Origin of the sequence: Salinimicrobium gaetbulicola (assembly GCF_042676025.1) — a bacterium.
In the GTDB taxonomy this organism is placed as follows: Bacteria; Bacteroidota; Bacteroidia; order Flavobacteriales; family Flavobacteriaceae; genus Salinimicrobium; species Salinimicrobium gaetbulicola.
Window position 1 is genome coordinate 1 of the sequence record NZ_JBHTJP010000002.1, and the last position, 17,353, is coordinate 17,353.

Sequence of the window (17,353 nt, forward strand, 5' to 3'; positions counted from 1 at the left end):
TTAAGCCCGTTAGCGCAGATGGTACTGCATCCCGTGGGAGAGTATGTCGCCGCCTTTTTTTTAAAGCCTCTACAGCAATGTAGAGGCTTTTTTTATACCCTAAATTTAAATCTGGAAAACAATCTCAGCTCCCCTCCCTTCCAGGGAGGGTGTCCGAAGGACGCGGAAGGTCCCGTTTCCTGTGGGAATCTAGAAAGTTATCGGGAGCATCCCATATTTTTAAACCCTTCATCATTCATTTGATGAAGGGTTTTTTTATGTGCTAAATCTAAATCTGGAAAACAATCTCAGTTCCCCTTCTTTCCAGGGAGGGTTGTTCTTCCCGCATATCTCTTGAAGAACTGGGATGTAAGACTTATCGCGACTGACCACTTCTCTTTTCCCTGAGGGCAGGACTGGAAACTAAAAAAGAAGATTTGTATCAAGGAAATACCGGTTAAGTCTGTTCGTAAGGTGTTGAACGAACTGGAAGATAATCCTTAAAGAATCTTACTGAACTTCATAAGTGATAAAATCTGTTTCGGAAAGACGAAAATATCCAAAAGGGAAGTTATCAGGTTGTGTCTGGTTCACTATATTCCCTCTAACAATGGTAGGTTGAGTCTGAAAAGGACCGCCTGCCGTCCCCGCTTGAGATCTTAATATAAATAAGTATTCATAGAATCCTTCTGATATTCCCTGGATCTCAAACCCTACTTCATCTCCAGGTTCCAGATCATCGTCACTAAAAAACGCGAAACTTTTGTTTCCATCAGTAAATTCGTCTGAATAGATCTGTAAAGCCAGGTCGTCATGAAAAAACCTGAAAAGGTAAAAATTCTCAATTCCTGCAGGGTCCGTGTAAAATAGTCTGAATTCGGTATCATCACCTGAAAAACCTCCGTCATTTTCCTGTAATACTTCCTCTAAATTTGACACTGAATAATAACTTTCCGTAGAAGTATAAAGCTGGTCATTGTAAAAAATGCTTAATTCATAATTACCGTCTTTAAATACGGGCATATCTTCACTTCGGTAAATCCCCGGACTAATTTCTTCAAATATGAAATCTTTTCCGTCTGGTGTTGATACCGAGACTTCTGCACCGGTTGCAGGAGGAATTTCAGTATCAAAATAGGGTGCAGTTGTTGTAAGTTTTATGACTTGCTGCTGCGCATTACCAGCTTCCTTATCCCATAATAAAGAGGCTTCAATGACCAATCTTGGTTCAGATTGTTCCAGATCAACATCAACAACTTCTTCGCAACTATAAAAACCGGCCAGAAATAATAAAAGGATCAATCTTTTCATAGCTTAAAATTTAAAATTATATGTTACTGATGGTACTATTCCAAACAAGGATAGTCTCAAAGCTTCATTTCTTCCTGAGTCTTCATTGTTACGGAAACTTAATGAAACTGCATTCTTACGGCTATAAATATTATAGATCCCGAAATTCCAGGAAGACTCGTAACTCCTTCGTCTTTTCTTTTGTGGCGTATAAGTGGCAGAAATATCCAAACGGTGGTAATCTGGTAACCTGTTACTATTTCGTGGAGAATACACAGGGATATTTAAACTCTCATATTCATATTGTGCCGTTGGGTAGGTAGTTGGTAAACCAGTCTGGAAAATAAAGTTGGCACTAAAATCCCATTTTTTCGATAGCTCGTAAGTTGTCGTAAGTGACAGGTCATGCGTTTTATCATAAGGAGTGTCATACCAATTGGAATTGTTAATCCCTGGCTCATTTTTGGTACGGCCGGGTGTTCTTTGTTCAGATTTAGAGATCGTATATGCCAACCACCCTGTTAGTTTACCGGAATTTTTCCGAAGTAAAACTTCAGCACCATAGGCTCTGGCTTCACCTTTTAAAATAACCTGTTCCAGGGCATCATTAGCGATCAAATTTGCCCCGTCAATATAATCTAGTCGGTTCTTTACTTTTTTAACGAATCCTTCGAGCTCTAAGGAATATTTCTCTTCATTAAAATTCCTGTAATACCCGGCCGCGATCTGATCGAGTTTTTGGGGTTCTACATATTTGCCGCTAGGAGTCCAGATGTCTAGAGGGGTTGGAGAGCTGGTGTTGGTGATCAAATGTAGATACTGCACCATTCTGTTATAGCTCAATTTTACCGAATGCGCTTCTGAAAGTGTATAGGCTAAAGCTAATCTGGGTTCCAGGTTTTGAAAGGAACGTTCAACTTTTCCACGGTTTAAACTAATAGTTCCTGATGGGTCTGCCTTTTCATAGATTCCAAATTCCTCATTATATAAAAGGGGTAGACCATTTTCGTAAATATTCAGTTCCTCTTGTCCCATTCTTAGGAAGTTGCTGAACCGGATACCGTATTCTGCGGAAAGATTTTCAGTTAATGAATGATCGAGTGATAAGTAAACCGCATTCTCAAAAGCATATTTCTTTGTGAGTTCTGAAGATATGATACCTGAAGATTCAGAATTCGGTTCTATTTCACCCGGATTAAATTCATGCCAGGTAGACTGGATTCCGTAGTCTAATTGGAGATCCTGGTTTATATAATGATCAAAATCATACTTGAAATTCAGGTTTTTGATCCCGCTGTTCCAGTTGAAACCAACAAAATCAAGGGTCAATCCATAATAATAATCACTGTAAATAAAGGAAAGGTTGCTGAAGATGTTTTCTCTCCACACATGGTTCCAACGTAAATTGAACACCGCGTTCCCATATACGTTGTCGAAACTTTCACTGATCTTAAAGACATCCCTTCCGAAGTACCCGGAAACTAAAAGAGTATTAGTGTTATCCAGCCTGAAAGTCAATTTGGTATTCAGGTCATAGAAATAAGCCGAATTCTCATTGTCGGTTAACTTCAGAAATAAATGCGCATAAGAACTTCTCCCGCCAATAAGAAAGGAGCTTTTATCCTTAGCTAGAGGTCCCTGTGCCAAAAGCCGGCTGGAGATCAGACCAATTCCTCCGTTTGCTTCAAACTTTCGACTGTTACCATCTTTTTGATACATATCCAATACAGAGGAAACCCTTCCGCCGTAATTGGAAGGAATACCTCCTTTATATAATTTAAGATTCTTGATGGCGTCAGGATTAAAAACAGAAAAGAGCCCGAAAAGATGACTGGCATTATAGATGGTGGCTTCGTCTAGTAAAATAAGGTTTTGATCAACCGCTCCCCCGCGCACGTTGAATCCTGAACTGCCTTCCCCGGCATTGGAAACTCCGGGAAGGAGTAAAAGGGATTTTATAATATCCACTTCTCCGAAAATAACCGGCAGTTTTTGGATGGTGGCAATCTCAAGTTTATTGACACTCATTTCAGGTTTTGAAATATTGGTGCGTTCAAAATCTTCTGTGATCACCACTTCTTCCAGACTTTCCGAAGCGGGTTCAAGATTAAAGTTTTGAACTGTATTTTCTGTCACATTTATTTTTGTGTTTATGGATGAAAATCCCAGAAAGGAAATGACTACTCTATGCTCTCCTTTTGGTAACCTGATAGAATAAAAACCATATTCATTAGTTACGGTGCCGGTAGAGAGATCGGGTAAGAGAATATTAACCCCGCTTAAGGTTTCATTGTTGGATGCGTCTTTGATAACCCCATTAAGAATGACGTTTTCCTGAGCTATAACAAATCCGGATAATAGCAAGAATAAGAAACTGAAAAGTATTTTCACTGAATGAAGTTTTTAGTTACCAATAAAGTCCGAAGATTTTGTTTTTAGTCAAACAGAGCTTTCATGACCGTCCTAATACCTTTGAACATTAAGAAAATGGCAGCTGCCATAGCGACCAATGCAAAAATTAGAATGGGAATAAACCATGCGTGCTCCTGATTTTTGAAAGAACTAAAAAGAACCACAGGTCCAAGGAATGAAAGAGGCAAAGCTCCTGCTAAGTATTTCAAGCCTTTCATGAGAAGGCTTTTATTGGTATGCTTCATCGAAATTTGATTATTTCCAAAGATACTTAAACTTCCCAGATCGTTTTCCTTGCATTCTTGTTCATATTTTTTGATAAAATGCATTACGAAATTCTTCATATTTCACATTGTATTTAAAAAATCATTAAATTTAAATTCATCTATCACTCTGATTGCTAGAATTAAAGATTTATTTTTTAAGTAATTGGAAAGGTTTTAACATTTTCCTATTCTAATAATGTTTAAATTTACAAATAAATATTTAAACATGAACTCTTTTTCGATATCTCAGCTTTCTCAATTTTCCGGAGTGAAACCTCATACCATCCGCATATGGGAGCAACGTTATAACGCCCTGCAACCACAGCGATCGGAAGGAAATACAAGATTTTATGACAGCTCTCAACTCAGGCGTCTTTTAAATATTGTCAGTTTGACGAAGACCGGGATGAAAGTATCAAAGCTATGTAAGATGAGCGATGAGGAGTTATATGGCCTTCAGAAAGAATATATAAATGAAGCCTTAGAGGAAAGTGATTTCGAATATTTCGTAAGTCAAATGATCTCTGCAGGAATGAATTACGATGAGAACAATTTTGAAAAGATCTTTTCTCATTGTTTTATTCGCTTCGGATTATTTAAGACTTACAGAGAAATAATTTATCCAATGGTAAACAGAGTGGGATTGCTTTGGACGACCAATACCATTCCGCCTTCACAGGAGCATTATATTACCAATCTCCTGCGCCAAAAATTATTTACCAGTATTGATTCCCTAACTACCGAAGCAGATAACCAGGGTGCCTGGATGTTATTTCTTCCGGAAGATGAATTTCACGAAATGGGTCTTTTGTTTGCCAACTATTTAATCAGAAGTATGGGAAAAAAGGTCATTTACCTGGGGCCGAATGTTCCGCTTTCTTCAGTAGAAAGGGCCCTGGAAGATACTGGGGCTGAAAACCTTTTGCTATTCATGGTTCATAAGGACCTGCCCGAACATATAGAACAGTTCATTGCCGAGCTTGGAAAAATAGGCAGGGATAAAAAGATCTTTGTTGCAGCCAATAAAGAATTAGCTGCGGATTTTTCAAAAGAAAAAGCTATCAACTGGTTGTATTCCATTGAAGATCTCGAAAAGCAATTCAATAACGAGAAAATCGAAATTTCATAAAATGGCAAAAATAGCAATTATAGGATCTGGTTTTTCGGGACTTAGTGCAGCATCTTACTTAGGAGCTGCTGGTCACCAGGTAGAGGTTTTCGAAAAGAACAGTATTCCCGGAGGAAGGGCCAGGCAATTCAAAACTCACAATGGGTATACCTTTGATATGGGACCCAGTTGGTATTGGATGCCAGATGTATTTGAAAAATTTTTCGGAGATTTTGGTTATCAGGTGTCTGAACTATACAACTTAGAGCTATTGGACCCTTCTTTTGATGTGGTAAATAAGGATCTTATAAAATTGAGTATTCCTGAGAATTACGGGAAACTTCGGGATCTATTTGAATCTATAGAAACCGGAAGCGCCACGAAGTTAGACAGGTTTATGGAAGAAGCCCAGTATAAATATGAGCAGGGAATGGATAGTTTGGTATACATGCCGGGACTTTCCCTTACAGAGTTTGCAGATCTTGACCTTATCAAAGGAGCCCTGAGACTTCAGGTATTTTCCTCATTCAGCAAGCATGTACGCAAATTTTTCAATGATCCCCGGTTAATCGCTCTTATGGAATTTCCGGTGCTCTTTCTTGGCGCCATGCCTCAGGATACACCTGCCTTATACAGTCTTATGAATTATGCCGGCCTTAAGTTAGGCACCTGGTACCCTCAAGGAGGCTTCGGAAAGGTGATAGAAGCCATGGTAAAAATAGCGAAGGAAAACGGGGTAGTCTTTCATTTTAATTCGGCTGTAGAGAGGATTTCCGCGGAAGGATCAAAAGTAGAAGGTCTCCTGGTGAATGGGGAGGAACTGCATTTTGATGCGGTAGTGGCTGCTGCAGACTATGAACATGTGGAAAATAAATTGCTTCCGGAGAAATTCAGGAATTACAGTGAAAAATACTGGGATAAAAAGACATTTGCCCCATCCTGTTTGATCTATTATCTGGGAGTTACTAAAAAGATTCCACAGCTGGAACATCATACTTTATTCTTTGATGAAGATCTATATGATCATTCTGTTGAGATCTACAAAGATCCCAAATGGCCAACTAAACCCCTTTTTTATGTTTGTTGCCCTTCCCAGACAGATGATACTGTCTCTCCTAAAGGGCATGAGAATTTATTCTTGCTAATGCCTTTAGCCCCTGGATTAGAGGATGATGAAAATCTAAGGGAGAAATTTTTCAACGTTATGATGGATCGCCTTGAAAAACAAGTGAAGACCAAGATAAGACCCTTTCTTGATTATAAAAAAAGCTATTGTGTGAATGACTTTGTTACTGATTACAATTCTTATAAAGGCAACGCATACGGGCTTGCCAACACCCTACAACAAACGGCTGTTTTAAAGCCAAAAATCAGAAATAAAAAATTGTCTAATCTTTTTTATGCCGGCCAGCTCACCGTTCCAGGCCCCGGAGTGCCTCCATCTCTCATTTCGGGGAAAATTGCAGCTGAACAGGTTATAAAAGAACTTAAAAAAAAGAAGTATGAAATCACTGTTTGATGATTTATCTGTAGAGGTGAGCCGAATGACAACACGATCTTATAGTACCAGTTTTTCCCTGGGTATCTATTTTTTACATGACCGTCTTCGTGATCCTGTCTATGCTGTTTACGGATTTGTGAGGGTTGCCGATGAGATCGTGGATAGTTTTGAAGGATATGACCAGGCCTATTTGCTTGATAAGTTCAAAAAAGATACCTACGAAGCAATTGATCAAAAAATATCAGCTAATCCTGTTCTAAATTCTTTTCAAAAAGTCGTTCATGATTATAAGATAGATATGGAACTTATTGAAACCTTTTTGGAGAGTATGGAAATGGATCTTCAAAAGGTGGATTATAACAGTGAAAAATATGAAAAGTATATTCTTGGATCGGCAGAAGTGGTCGGCTTAATGTGCCTTCATATTTTCACCGAAGGTGACATAGAGATGTTCAATAAGCTTAAACCATATGCCATGAAACTAGGATCTGCCTTTCAGAAAGTGAATTTCCTTAGAGACCTTAAGGATGATTATCACGTGTTAGGAAGAACCTATTTCCCGGGTGTGGATATGGCGAATTTTTCTTCTGCGGCTAAAAAAGAAATTGAAAAGGAAATTGAAGAGGAATTTAAAATCGCATTAAAAGGAATAAAAATGCTTCCCCCAGCCGCCAAAGGCGGAGTTTATCTGGCATATGTATATTATCAGTCCCTTTTTAAAAAGATAAAAAGACTGCCGGCCCAAAGAGTTCTTTCCGGAAGGATAAGGATCAATAACGGCCGTAAGTTCGGATTAATGATTAACAGCTTGGTAGAATGTAAAATGAAACTGGTTTAATGCAAAATCTAGTGATCATACTGGCAGTAATATTGGCTTTTGGGAATAACCAGGAATCGGCGCTTTCCAGGGTTAGAAGCTTGTATCAAAAAGCGCCAAATGAAGAAGGTGCTGCTAAAGACCTACTAAGGTTCACAAATGATTTTGATGAGGGCAATCCTGTACTTTTGGGCTATAATGGAGCCGCACATATGATGATGGCCAAACATGTCGTTAATCCGTTCTCTAAAATGTCACATTTTAATAAGGGAAAAAAGATCTATAAAAATGCCATTCTTTCGGCACCAGAAAATATTGAATTACGATTTCTGCGGTTTGCGGTTCAGTCTGAAGCACCAGGTTTTCTTGGTTATAAAGAGAATATCACTGAGGATAAAAAGTTCCTTATGGATGAAGTACTGACTTTGAAAGACCAGGAACTTAGAAAATTGATCCTTGATTATCTGTTAGCTTCCAAAAGCATGAGTGCAGGAGAAAAAATAATATTAAAAGAAAAAAGTAATTGAAATTCAGTATTTTAGAAGATGTTGAATTTGAAAACCTAAATCATGAATTCAATTGTAGTTAATATTCTAATAGTTTTGGCAGCTTTCCTTGCTATGGAAGGCGTTGCCTGGTTTACTCACAAATTCATAATGCACGGTTTGTTGTGGTCTCTGCATAAAGATCATCACAACAAGCAAACCTCCGGCTTCTTTGAGCACAATGACTTTTTCTTTCTCATTTTTGCTATCCCGGGTATAACCGCACTTTTCTTTGGGATGCAGGCCGGCTATAATTACTTGTTTTGGATAGGCCTGGGAATAACCATCTATGGAATGGCCTACTTCTTTGTACATGATATTTTTATACATCAGCGTTTTAAAGTTCTTCGGAAAACAGATAATGCTTATTTCAGAGCTATTAGGCGTGCACATAAAATGCATCACAAACATATGGGGAAAGAGGATGGAGAATGCTTCGGAATGCTTTGGGTTCCAATGAAATACTTTGCTGAACAAAGAAAAAAAGCCTAATGGAGTACACTTACTTATTAGTCAATTTTTTTACGATCCTTATCCCTTTCACATTTTCGTTTCATCCGAAGCTTAAATTTCATAAAACCTGGAGGGCATTTTTCCCTGCCGTGGTCTTCACCGGATTCATTTTTATAGTCTGGGACATGTTATTCACAGCGATGGGCGTGTGGGGATTCAATGATCGATACTTAACAGGACTTAAAGTGGGAAACCTTCCGCTTGAAGAAGTACTTTTCTTTTTTTGCATTCCATATGCTTGTGTGTTTACATTTCATTGTCTGAGCTTATTTCTTCCAAAAAGAGTAAATATCAGAAGGCAAAAAAATATCAGTGTTTTCCTGGCGACTGTTTTGCTGGTAGTTGGAATCCTGAACATCCAAAACCTGTATACTGCCAGCACCTTTTTAAGCCTGGCTGTATTGATCATTCTCTCGCATTTTGTCTGGAATATTTATTGGCTTACAAGGTTCTACATCGTGTACCTCGTTCTGCTGATCCCATTTTTCATTGTTAACGGAATATTGACCGGTACGGGAATTGAAGAAGAAGTGGTCTGGTATAATCCTGAAGAATTCTTGAATTTAAGACTGCTTACCATTCCGGTTGAAGATATTTTCTACGGAATGGAATTAATTCTCATGAACTTACTGATCTATAAATTCCTTCTGAATAGAAAGGTAGAAACAGCTTCTCATCAAAGAAAAAAGGAAGTTTCAAAAAAGGTGATTTCATGAAAAGAGTTCTTCAAATCCTGAATATTATCGCTTTTTTGGTAATGGTTACGGTCAATTACGCAGCTTCCAGTGGAGCCATTAATGGTAATACGATCGCGTCAATTTCTGCTAATTATGAAAATCTTTTCACTCCTGCCGGATATGCTTTCTCAATTTGGGGACTCATTTACCTTGGTCTTTTTGGGTTCGTTATCTATCAGGCCAGGGATATGTTCATGGATACCAAAAGATCTCCTGTTACTCTCCTAGTGGGGTGGTGGTTCATAGTCTCTTGTACTGCAAATATATTCTGGATCTTTGCCTGGATAAATGAGTACCTGGGATTCTCGGTCATCATGATGGTACTTCTTCTTTTCGCCCTAATGATGATCATTTTCAAGACCAGGATGGAACTGGATGACGAACCACTTTCGGTTATCGCTTTTGTGTGGTGGCCTTTCTCCATTTATAGTGGTTGGATCACTGTCGCCTTTATAGCAAACATGGCAGCCTGGTTGACTTCTGAAGGATGGGATGGTTTCGGTTTTTCTGAAGTTACCTGGACGGTAATTATGATCATAATAGCAGGTATAATCAACTTGGTCATCACCTGGACAAGAAATATGAGGGAATTTGCGCTCGTAGGAGTCTGGGCTTTAGCAGCTATTTCGGTGGCTAATTGGAATGAGCAGCAAACCGTGGTTATAACCGCTCTGATAGTTGCTTTAATAATTTTTGTTAGCAGCAGTGTCCACGGTTACATTAACAGAGAAACCAGCCCATGGAAAAAACTGTAGATCAAAAAATATCGGTTTTCTGGATGCGCAGGGACTTAAGGCTTTTTGATAATGCTGCATTAACCCATGCTCTAAAAAGTGATTTTCCGGTACTTATACTTTTTGTTTTTGACAAGGATATCCTTGAAAAGCTGTCTGATAAGAAGGATAAGCGGGTGGAGTTTATTCATCGGCAATTGAAGGAGATCAACAAAAAATTAAACAAGAAAACATCTTCCCTGTTGGTCTTGCATGATACTCCTAAAAAGGCATTTCAGAAACTGCTGAAAGATTATCAGGTTCAGTCAGTTTATACGAATCATGATTATGAGCCATACGCCATCAAACGGGATAAGGATGTAGAGGAGTTCTTATCTGAAAAAGGCATTTCTTTTCACACTTTTAAGGATCAGGTGATCTTTGAACGGGATGAAGTTATGAAGTCTGACGGCACACCGTATACCGTTTTCACTCCTTTTTCCAAAAAATGGAAAGAGCGTTTCTATAAGGAAGGTGTTACTGAATATGCTTCGGAAGAATTGCTCGAAAATCTTCTAAAGAGTCCAAGATCAGAATTGCCTTCGCTGGAAGATATTGGATTTGAAGCTACCGGGTTCCGGTTTACCGATCCTCATCTTTCCGAAGGACTCATAAAGGAATACGATAAAAAAAGAGATGTCCCGTCCGTAGAAGGAACCACCCATGCCGGCATCCACTTACGCTTTGGAACCATCAGCATCAGAAACCTTGTAAATCAGGCTAAACGACAGAACGAACAATTTTTGAATGAGCTTATTTGGCGTGAGTTCTTTATGATGATACTTTATCATTTTCCGGAGGTTGTCGATCATAACTTCCGAAGAAAATATGACCGTGTACAATGGCGGAACAATGAGGAGGAATTTGAATTGTGGTGCAGGGGAGAGACGGGTTATCCCATGGTGGATGCCGGGATGAGGCAGTTGAATGAATTGGGATGGATGCATAACAGGGTACGAATGATCACCGCCGGATTTCTTACTAAACATTTGCTGATCGACTGGAGGTGGGGAGAGGCTTATTTCGCTGAAAAATTGCTGGATTATGAACTTTCTTCCAATAACGGGAACTGGCAGTGGGCCGCAGGAACCGGCTGTGACTCTGCTCCTTATTTTCGGATCTTTAATCCTACCACTCAATTAAAGAAATTCGATCCGGATTTGAAGTATGTCAAGACCTGGATCAAAGATTACAAAGAAGATTATCTTCCCGAGATCGTTGAGCATAAATCTGCACGCGAACGTGCCTTAGAAACCTATAAAAAAGCGCTTGACAATTAAAGCATTCCCCGCTTTTTGATCTCCAGATATTTATTGATAGTATTGATGCTTAACTCCTGAGGTTTGGTAAGTACGGTCTGTATCCCGTATTTTTGAAGCTCCCTGGCCATTAGTCGCTTGTCATAAGCAAATTGTTCGGCTACGGTCTGGTCAAAGATACCCGGAATGTCATGCGCTTCTTTATTCACTAAAGACTCCAACTCGGTATTTTCAAAAAAGATAACTACCAACAAATGCTTTTTAGCCAGTGCCAGTAAATAAGGTAACTGTCTGTTCAAAGCGCTTAGGTGTTCAAAATTAGTGTAGAGCATTAGTAAGGTTCGTCTTGGCAATTTTCTATTAATGTGCGTGTACAGCATTCCGAAATCGGAGTCGAGGAAATCGGTGTCGATATTGTAAAGGTTCTCCAGAAGTATGTTCAGGTTTGACCTTTTTGAACTGGCAGGAACTATCTTATCAATTTTGTTCGAAAAAGAAACCAGGCCGGCCTTGTCTTTTTTCTTAAGGACGATATTTGAAAATGCCAGGCTGCTGTTAATGGCATAATCAACCAGTTTCAGGTTTTCAAAGGGCATTTTCATGGTACGCCCCAGGTCGATCACCGAATAAACGGGTTGTGACTTTTCATCCTGGTACTGGTTTATCATGAGTCCCCCCTGTTTGGCAGTAGCTTTCCAGTTGATACTTCTTATATCATCCCCTGGAACATAATCTCTTATCTGCTCAAACTCCATGGTGTGACCCACTTTCCTGATCTTTTTCAGCCCAGGCTGGGCGATCTTCCGGTCTATCGCCAGAAAATCAAGTTTTTTCATTTGAATGATAGAAGGGTAGACCTTGACCATTTGGCCTTTATCAAATGAAAATCGCTTTTTCGCCAACCTGAGTTGGGTGGAGGCGAAGATGTTCAACTTTCCGAAGAAATATTCACCTCTTTCAACCGGGGTAAGTCGGTATTCCGACACTGACTTGCTATTTGCCGGAATAAGAAGCTCCTGTTTAAAATCCCTTTTTTGAAACTGGATTGGAATTTCATCGATCACCTCGACATTCAGTTTGAATGGAAAATTATTCTGAATATTTACCTGTACCGGATTTTCATCACTATTCGAAAATTTCTCCGGAAGCTCCCTTCCGGCTCCAATTCCTGAGGCCGTGTACAGGGCGATCACATCAAAGAGAAAGATCACCACAAAAAGAACGGTGAGGATCCAAAGAACCGGGTAAAGCCACGCGAGCCAATATGAAAACAAGAAGCCTGCTGCCAGTGAATACACTACCAGGAAGAACCTTGAGTTGAGGTATAATGTTTTAAAGAACTTGATCAATTTATCTTGGGATTTCTACTGAATGCGTAATGATCTCTATGACTTTATCTGTGGTCATTCCCTCCATTTCACGTTCAGGCGAAAGGATGATGCGGTGTCTTAGCACCGGTGCCAGAGTTTTTCTTATATCTTCAGGAATGACAAAATCCCGTCCGTTAATTGCAGCGAAGGCTTTTGATGCGTTCATGATCGCGAGAGACGCTCGGGGAGAACCTCCCAGGTACAAATGCGGATGGTTTCTCGTACTGGTCACAAGTTGCGCGATATAGATCAATAATTTTTCCTCAATTCTTATTTTTTTGATCTGGTCCCGTAACACTTTCAATTGTTCAGGATCCAGAACGGGTTCAATCTCATCTTTTGGATCCTTGCCCTGGCGTTCATTATGTGTTTGCAGGATTTTCACTTCCTCTTCCAAAACAGGATAATCGACCTTTATTTTGAAAAGGAATCGGTCAAGCTGTGCTTCGGGTAATGCGTATGTTCCTTCCTGTTCAATCGGGTTCTGGGTGGCAACTACCATGAATGGTGGAGGCATGGAATGTACGGCACCGTCAATAGTGATCTGTCTTTCTTCCATTACTTCAAAAAGGGCGGCCTGGGTTTTTGCCGGGGCCCGGTTAATTTCATCGATAAGGATGATATTGGAAAAAACAGGGCCCTGTTTGAACTCAAAATCTGAAGTTTTTGCATTCAGGATTGATGTTCCCAGTACATCACTCGGCATAAGATCGGGGGTGAACTGAATTCTGCTGAAGCCTGTTTTTAGAGTCCTGGCGAAAAGTTTAGCGGTGATCGTTTTTGCGATCCCCGGAACACCTTCAATGAGAATATGCCCGTCTGCCAGTAATCCCACTATGAGCAGCTCAATAAAATCATGCTGCCCGATAATGATCTTGGACAACTGTGTTTTGAGATTTTCAACGGCCGATTTCAGATCCTCCAGAGGAATCCGGTTTTCAAAATTGATCTCTTCCTCTTTATTTTCCATGAGTTTGATTTTTGAAAGCGTTAATTACTTTATTTAATTTTTTCAGGTCTTCCTGGGTAATATTCGGTTTGTTTTTCAGAAATTCCATGAAGCTCCATAATTCTTTTACTTTTTCCTGAGAACTTCCGCTAACTCCAGCTAACTGCTGATAAGTTGTTTCTGAAGGATCTTCAGCAGGTATTCGAAAATGCGTTCTCACATAATCGAAAAATAAATTAATCTTTTTCAAGGTAATTCCCTTGTAGTCTCTCCTGTTGAGGTGTAAACCTGAAATTGTCCTTGTAAAATGATAGGTTTGGTTTAGCAAGGGTTTAATGACGGGTATACTGCGTTGCCTCCTTTTTCCTTCGAACAGGACGAAAAGAATGCTTCCGGCGATCACAAAATAATAAGCCCATTTAAGAGCCCTGGAATTCAGGAGCACATAAAGAGGGGAGGAGCTATAAGTTTTTCCGGTCTTGTAATATTGATCCCAGTAAACTGTTTCAGTGGGAGGAAGGTACGCCAGGGCGCGTTCAGCGTATTTGTAATTCTCATTTTCCAGTAAAAAGAAATTGGTAAAAGCGAGAGGAGCGTTGTGGATATAAATAGCGCCTTTTCCGATAGAATCTACCAGGTAATTAGTTTGGGGGTCGTTTATGAGCAGGGAATCTTTATAAAGGCCTGTCACACCCAAAACCTGTTGTTTTAAACTGTCGGTTACTTTGAAATACTTCGGAAAGGTTTCCCTCGGAAAGAGAAATGGCTGTTTCCCTTTTAAAGTTGAATCTGTGAGGTTAAAAAGGGGCTTTGAAACAATACTTTTTTCAGGATAGATGATTTCCGATTCCAGTCCCAGAGTATCCAAAAGATTCGGACTGTGGTTTTCAGTTATAAAGAAAACCGTATTGCCTTTTTCTACCCATTTCAGGATCCTGTTCAATTCACTGTCATGAAAGTTCAGGTTGTCATTCAAAAAGAGATAAGTTCCTTTAATGGTCGTATCTCCCAGGAATTCATAAGGCGGAATTTTCACCTTTTTTAATGGGAAAGACTGGTCTTTCAAATTTTCGAAAAGAACGGTGGTTCCAAAAGGAAGTTTATGAGAAGCTACAAAACTCGGAGTCCAATTAACTTTGTCCGGTTCTGTGGCTTCCAGGTAAGTGAGCCCTACCAGGAGGATAACCAATATAAAAAGTAATATTTTATAGGTTTTACTCATCTTTTGGAATTAATCAGGGTTTCCATTTTAGAGAATTCAGTTTTGATCTTCAGGTATACTTCCTCACCAGTTTCAAATTTACCATACCACACAAAATCATAGATCCTGTTCAGTTTTTTATAAACCGGTTTCAGCTCTTCTTTTTCTATTTCGTTAAGATAGTCTTCATCTGTTTTGGAACTGTCATAATTGATCACTCCAAAATGACTTAGCTGTTGAAGTATGTACAGAAAATGATAACGCACTGCCAGGTTAAAGTCATTGTTTGCGACCGCTTCGTCAATGAGAGCTTTAATATCTTCAAATTTGATGATATTCTCTTCTTCGTCCAATACGACCTTAGTTTTTTTAGGAGACCCCAGAAAGGCCGCGCCGGGATTCAATTTTGTGAACATATAAATCACAAAGACCACAAAACCGATCAAAATAAGATAGGGCAGTGCCTTTAAAATAATTGCCAGAACTGGAGATGCACTCAGATCACCGAAAAGCCAGTTTAAAATTTTCTTCCAGAGTAAAAACAACGATCTTTTAAATCTGGTCCACCAGTTCTCCTCTTTTATCTTTTCTGAATAATCAAAAGCGGGATCCTTCCGGAAATCCTTTAATTTTTCCTCCTGAAATTCTAAAGGTTTTAGTTGGCTGACTTCTTCCGAAGCATTTTCCTGTGAAAGAGCTGTAGCATTTAAAGCCGGACTGTTGATAGCCGGAAAATTCAGAAATAACCATATGCACAGGAAAGCTTTCAGCATTATTCAGAGTCTGAAGAACCCAGGTTAGAAATGGTCTTATAGGAACCTGTGTGATTAAGGCGTTCATCCAGGTTATAATAAATAAAGGCCGTCGCAACGATCAAAACTGTTGTAAGAATGTATTGAGCCAATGTCGAGATCACGTTGATCACAATAGAAAACCAGTCTACAAGGCTGGTAGGGTCTACCATACTAATTTCTTCAGAAGCAGTAAGGGCTTTAAAGAAATAGTAAAAGATCACCGGCAGTTGAAATATCAGACCTATAATGTAAATAAGGATAACCATTACCAACAGACATAGGAAAGTCGTCCACCAATTGTCCTTTATAAGGGTAAAGGTGTGACCTATTGAATCGAGGACTGACTGTCTTGAAAATACCAGGATAGCAGGGGCGATAGACATTGGGACCCATAAATAGATTCCTGGTAAGATACATAGAACCAGGCCTACCCCTGTAATTATGGTGGTGAGTATCAACAGGCCAAGCATGCCTCCAAAATCGCTTTTTATTCCGCTATAGATCTGGGATTCACTGACCTCCCCGTTATTTTCCACGTATGATCTTATGAAATGCAGAACAGAGGTGTACAGCAAAATATAGAATGCAAGCACAGAGAATGCCAGTATAAAAAAGGAGAAAATGAACGTATCTGTATCGAACAGTTCTCCTGAGGTTAGAATAGGGTTGCTAAAGGAGTCGAGTCCTAAATAAGAATAGTATCCCAAAGCGAAAATGAGGATAAGGAAAACCGGCCCGCATACCTTGAATATTATTTTTGAAAGCTGTTTATAGTTTTCACGCAAGAATTTAAAGGTATCGGTGATAATATCACCTAACTCACGTTCTTTCTGAAAATTGATGGGAGGATTGGTCATTTGTTGGTTTGTTATTTAAATAATGTGGGTAAAAAACATAGTAGAAAAGTATAGCGGCAAGGGAAATGGAAATAATCATAATTGCCAGCCAATCTGGCATTTCTGTATGCCTGGTGACAAAACCTTCCAGAAACCCTGCTGTTATAAAAAATGGAATGGTACTCACTACGATCTTTAGGCCGGATTTGATCCCTCTTACAAAGGAAGTCATGCGGGTATAGGTGCCGGGAAATAAAATGCCTTTTCCAACTACAAGCCCCGCGCAGGCAGCAATAATGATCACTGATATTTCAATAGTTCCGTGGATCCAGATGGTTCTTATCGACTCCCATAAAAGGCCTTTTTCATAAAAGAAATACTGGAAGGAACCAAGCATCACCGCGTTTTGCATGACCAGAAATATAGTTCCCAAACCAAAGAAGATCCCCAGGACAAAAGCGATCAACGCCACCCGAATGTTGTTTATGGTAATTCCCAGAAACATGTCCATTTCCCCCATTTCCTTATAGACAGCCATAGGATCTTTATTCTCGATATTCTCTAAAGTCATATTCACATAACCGTCTCCCAGGATTGACCTCACAAAGGCCCCATCGCTGGCCGCGGAAAATGTTCCAACCGCGGTGAAAAGTGTGAAGACCAGGAACGCTAATAAAAGCTGTTTTCTGTAGTTGTAAAATTCCCGGGGGAATTCAGAAGTATAAAATTTTAAAATTCGGTTAGAAGACTCTCTTTTGGTTTTGTATATTTTTTGATGTGCCTTTGAAGCAAGGGTGTTCAAATATTTGTAAGTATTACTTTTGGGATAAAAGGTGCGGGCGTAGCTCAAATGATCTGTTACCTCGAGATAAAGTGCCGATAATTCCTGAGGAGAAATAATAGTATTATTTTGCAAGGCTTTTTCAAATCTTGACCATTTATCTTTATTTTGCCTTACAAAAGCTGCTTCCCGCATCATTGTACTTTGTCTCAAAGAAACACA

Annotated in this window: 17 protein-coding genes; 8 read left to right on the plus strand and 9 right to left on the minus strand. The window is 39.4% G+C overall.

Going from position 1 to position 17,353, the window contains the following annotated elements; genetic code table 11:
• Positions 1–489: 489 nt before the first annotated feature.
• The 3 genes from ACFQ1G_RS00020 to ACFQ1G_RS00030 are packed head-to-tail and all read right to left on the minus strand — an operon-like array spanning position 490 to position 4,025.
• Positions 490–1,290 carry a DUF4249 family protein gene (locus ACFQ1G_RS00020; RefSeq protein WP_380736175.1) on the minus strand — a complete coding sequence of 267 codons (801 nt, stop codon included), beginning with the start codon at positions 1,288–1,290 and terminating at the stop codon, positions 490–492.
• Between the two features lie 3 nt (positions 1,291–1,293).
• Positions 1,294–3,660, minus strand: a complete 2,367-nt coding sequence (locus ACFQ1G_RS00025) for a TonB-dependent receptor (protein WP_380736176.1) — start codon at positions 3,658–3,660, stop codon at positions 1,294–1,296.
• A 44-nt stretch (positions 3,661–3,704) separates the two neighbouring features.
• Positions 3,705–4,025, minus strand: coding sequence for a DUF6095 family protein (locus tag ACFQ1G_RS00030; RefSeq protein ID WP_380736177.1), 321 nt, complete (start codon positions 4,023–4,025; stop codon positions 3,705–3,707).
• Positions 4,026–4,173: 148 nt separating this feature from the next.
• Between ACFQ1G_RS00030 and ACFQ1G_RS00035 the strand changes: the two genes are divergently transcribed.
• From ACFQ1G_RS00035 to ACFQ1G_RS00070, 8 genes are read left to right on the plus strand one after another with little or no spacing between them, the layout of a single operon-like run.
• Positions 4,174–5,076 carry a MerR family transcriptional regulator gene (locus ACFQ1G_RS00035; RefSeq protein ID WP_380736178.1) on the plus strand — a complete coding sequence of 301 codons (903 nt, stop codon included), beginning with the start codon at positions 4,174–4,176 and terminating at the stop codon, positions 5,074–5,076.
• Between the two features lies 1 nt (position 5,077).
• Entirely contained in the window at positions 5,078–6,574 is a 1,497-nt protein-coding gene (locus tag ACFQ1G_RS00040) for a phytoene desaturase family protein (protein ID WP_380736179.1), read from the plus strand.
• Positions 6,558–7,394 (plus strand): phytoene/squalene synthase family protein, encoded by an 837-nt coding sequence (locus ACFQ1G_RS00045; RefSeq protein WP_380736181.1) that lies wholly within the window; start codon positions 6,558–6,560, stop codon positions 7,392–7,394. The genes ACFQ1G_RS00040 and ACFQ1G_RS00045 overlap by 17 nt, the downstream gene beginning before the upstream one ends.
• The gene (locus tag ACFQ1G_RS00050; protein WP_380736182.1) at positions 7,394–7,900 is read left to right on the plus strand and encodes a hypothetical protein; all 507 of its coding nucleotides are present in this window, start codon (positions 7,394–7,396) and stop codon (positions 7,898–7,900) included. Before ACFQ1G_RS00045 ends, ACFQ1G_RS00050 begins: the two co-directional genes overlap by 1 nt.
• A 42-nt stretch (positions 7,901–7,942) precedes the next feature.
• Positions 7,943–8,410 (plus strand): sterol desaturase family protein, encoded by a 468-nt coding sequence (locus ACFQ1G_RS00055; protein ID WP_380736183.1) that lies wholly within the window; start codon positions 7,943–7,945, stop codon positions 8,408–8,410.
• The gene (locus ACFQ1G_RS00060) at positions 8,410–9,147 is read left to right on the plus strand and encodes a lycopene cyclase domain-containing protein (protein ID WP_380736184.1); all 738 of its coding nucleotides are present in this window, start codon (positions 8,410–8,412) and stop codon (positions 9,145–9,147) included. The genes ACFQ1G_RS00055 and ACFQ1G_RS00060 overlap by 1 nt, the downstream gene beginning before the upstream one ends.
• Complete coding sequence (locus ACFQ1G_RS00065) at positions 9,144–9,923, plus strand: tryptophan-rich sensory protein (protein WP_380736185.1); 780 nt, start codon at positions 9,144–9,146, stop codon at positions 9,921–9,923. The genes ACFQ1G_RS00060 and ACFQ1G_RS00065 overlap by 4 nt, the downstream gene beginning before the upstream one ends.
• The gene (locus ACFQ1G_RS00070) at positions 9,908–11,221 is read left to right on the plus strand and encodes a cryptochrome/photolyase family protein (RefSeq protein ID WP_380736186.1); all 1,314 of its coding nucleotides are present in this window, start codon (positions 9,908–9,910) and stop codon (positions 11,219–11,221) included. Before ACFQ1G_RS00065 ends, ACFQ1G_RS00070 begins: the two co-directional genes overlap by 16 nt.
• Here the strand turns inward: ACFQ1G_RS00070 and ACFQ1G_RS00075 are convergent.
• From ACFQ1G_RS00075 to ACFQ1G_RS00100, 6 genes are read right to left on the minus strand one after another with little or no spacing between them, the layout of a single operon-like run.
• Positions 11,218–12,549 carry a DUF58 domain-containing protein gene (locus ACFQ1G_RS00075; protein WP_380736187.1) on the minus strand — a complete coding sequence of 444 codons (1,332 nt, stop codon included), beginning with the start codon at positions 12,547–12,549 and terminating at the stop codon, positions 11,218–11,220. The genes ACFQ1G_RS00070 and ACFQ1G_RS00075 overlap by 4 nt on opposite strands.
• Before the next feature lies 1 nt (position 12,550).
• The gene (locus ACFQ1G_RS00080; RefSeq protein ID WP_380736188.1) at positions 12,551–13,540 is read right to left on the minus strand and encodes an AAA family ATPase; all 990 of its coding nucleotides are present in this window, start codon (positions 13,538–13,540) and stop codon (positions 12,551–12,553) included.
• Positions 13,530–14,741, minus strand: coding sequence for a DUF4350 domain-containing protein (locus ACFQ1G_RS00085; protein WP_380736189.1), 1,212 nt, complete (start codon positions 14,739–14,741; stop codon positions 13,530–13,532). The genes ACFQ1G_RS00080 and ACFQ1G_RS00085 overlap by 11 nt, the downstream gene beginning before the upstream one ends.
• Positions 14,738–15,493 (minus strand): DUF4129 domain-containing protein, encoded by a 756-nt coding sequence (locus tag ACFQ1G_RS00090; protein WP_380736190.1) that lies wholly within the window; start codon positions 15,491–15,493, stop codon positions 14,738–14,740. Before ACFQ1G_RS00090 ends, ACFQ1G_RS00085 begins: the two co-directional genes overlap by 4 nt.
• On the minus strand, positions 15,493–16,371 hold the full coding sequence (locus ACFQ1G_RS00095) for a hypothetical protein (RefSeq protein WP_380736191.1): 879 nt from the start codon (positions 16,369–16,371) through the stop codon (positions 15,493–15,495). Before ACFQ1G_RS00095 ends, ACFQ1G_RS00090 begins: the two co-directional genes overlap by 1 nt.
• Positions 16,334–17,326 carry a stage II sporulation protein M gene (locus ACFQ1G_RS00100; RefSeq protein ID WP_380736369.1) on the minus strand — a complete coding sequence of 331 codons (993 nt, stop codon included), beginning with the start codon at positions 17,324–17,326 and terminating at the stop codon, positions 16,334–16,336. The genes ACFQ1G_RS00095 and ACFQ1G_RS00100 overlap by 38 nt, the downstream gene beginning before the upstream one ends.
• Positions 17,327–17,353: the final 27 nt, after the last annotated feature.

What these genes read in the sequence shown, in the direction of transcription:
- ACFQ1G_RS00070 (WP_380736186.1), top strand. Translation starts at nt 9,908, where the DNA reads ATGGAAAAAACTGTAGATCAAAAAATATCGGTTTTCTGGATGCGCAGG.
- ACFQ1G_RS00090 (WP_380736190.1), bottom strand. Translation starts at nt 15,493, where the DNA reads ATGCTGAAAGCTTTCCTGTGCATATGGTTATTTCTGAATTTTCCGGCT.
- ACFQ1G_RS00035 (WP_380736178.1), top strand. Translation starts at nt 4,174, where the DNA reads ATGAACTCTTTTTCGATATCTCAGCTTTCTCAATTTTCCGGAGTGAAA.
- ACFQ1G_RS00020 (WP_380736175.1), bottom strand. Translation starts at nt 1,290, where the DNA reads ATGAAAAGATTGATCCTTTTATTATTTCTGGCCGGTTTTTATAGTTGC.
- ACFQ1G_RS00040 (WP_380736179.1), top strand. Translation starts at nt 5,078, where the DNA reads ATGGCAAAAATAGCAATTATAGGATCTGGTTTTTCGGGACTTAGTGCA.
- ACFQ1G_RS00030 (WP_380736177.1), bottom strand. Translation starts at nt 4,025, where the DNA reads ATGAAGAATTTCGTAATGCATTTTATCAAAAAATATGAACAAGAATGC.
- ACFQ1G_RS00100 (WP_380736369.1), bottom strand. Translation starts at nt 17,326, where the DNA reads ATGCGGGAAGCAGCTTTTGTAAGGCAAAATAAAGATAAATGGTCAAGA.
- ACFQ1G_RS00050 (WP_380736182.1), top strand. Translation starts at nt 7,394, where the DNA reads ATGCAAAATCTAGTGATCATACTGGCAGTAATATTGGCTTTTGGGAAT.
- ACFQ1G_RS00060 (WP_380736184.1), top strand. Translation starts at nt 8,410, where the DNA reads ATGGAGTACACTTACTTATTAGTCAATTTTTTTACGATCCTTATCCCT.
- ACFQ1G_RS00045 (WP_380736181.1), top strand. Translation starts at nt 6,558, where the DNA reads ATGAAATCACTGTTTGATGATTTATCTGTAGAGGTGAGCCGAATGACA.
- ACFQ1G_RS00065 (WP_380736185.1), top strand. Translation starts at nt 9,144, where the DNA reads ATGAAAAGAGTTCTTCAAATCCTGAATATTATCGCTTTTTTGGTAATG.
- ACFQ1G_RS00055 (WP_380736183.1), top strand. Translation starts at nt 7,943, where the DNA reads ATGAATTCAATTGTAGTTAATATTCTAATAGTTTTGGCAGCTTTCCTT.
- ACFQ1G_RS00095 (WP_380736191.1), bottom strand. Translation starts at nt 16,371, where the DNA reads ATGACCAATCCTCCCATCAATTTTCAGAAAGAACGTGAGTTAGGTGAT.
- ACFQ1G_RS00080 (WP_380736188.1), bottom strand. Translation starts at nt 13,540, where the DNA reads ATGGAAAATAAAGAGGAAGAGATCAATTTTGAAAACCGGATTCCTCTG.
- ACFQ1G_RS00085 (WP_380736189.1), bottom strand. Translation starts at nt 14,741, where the DNA reads ATGAGTAAAACCTATAAAATATTACTTTTTATATTGGTTATCCTCCTG.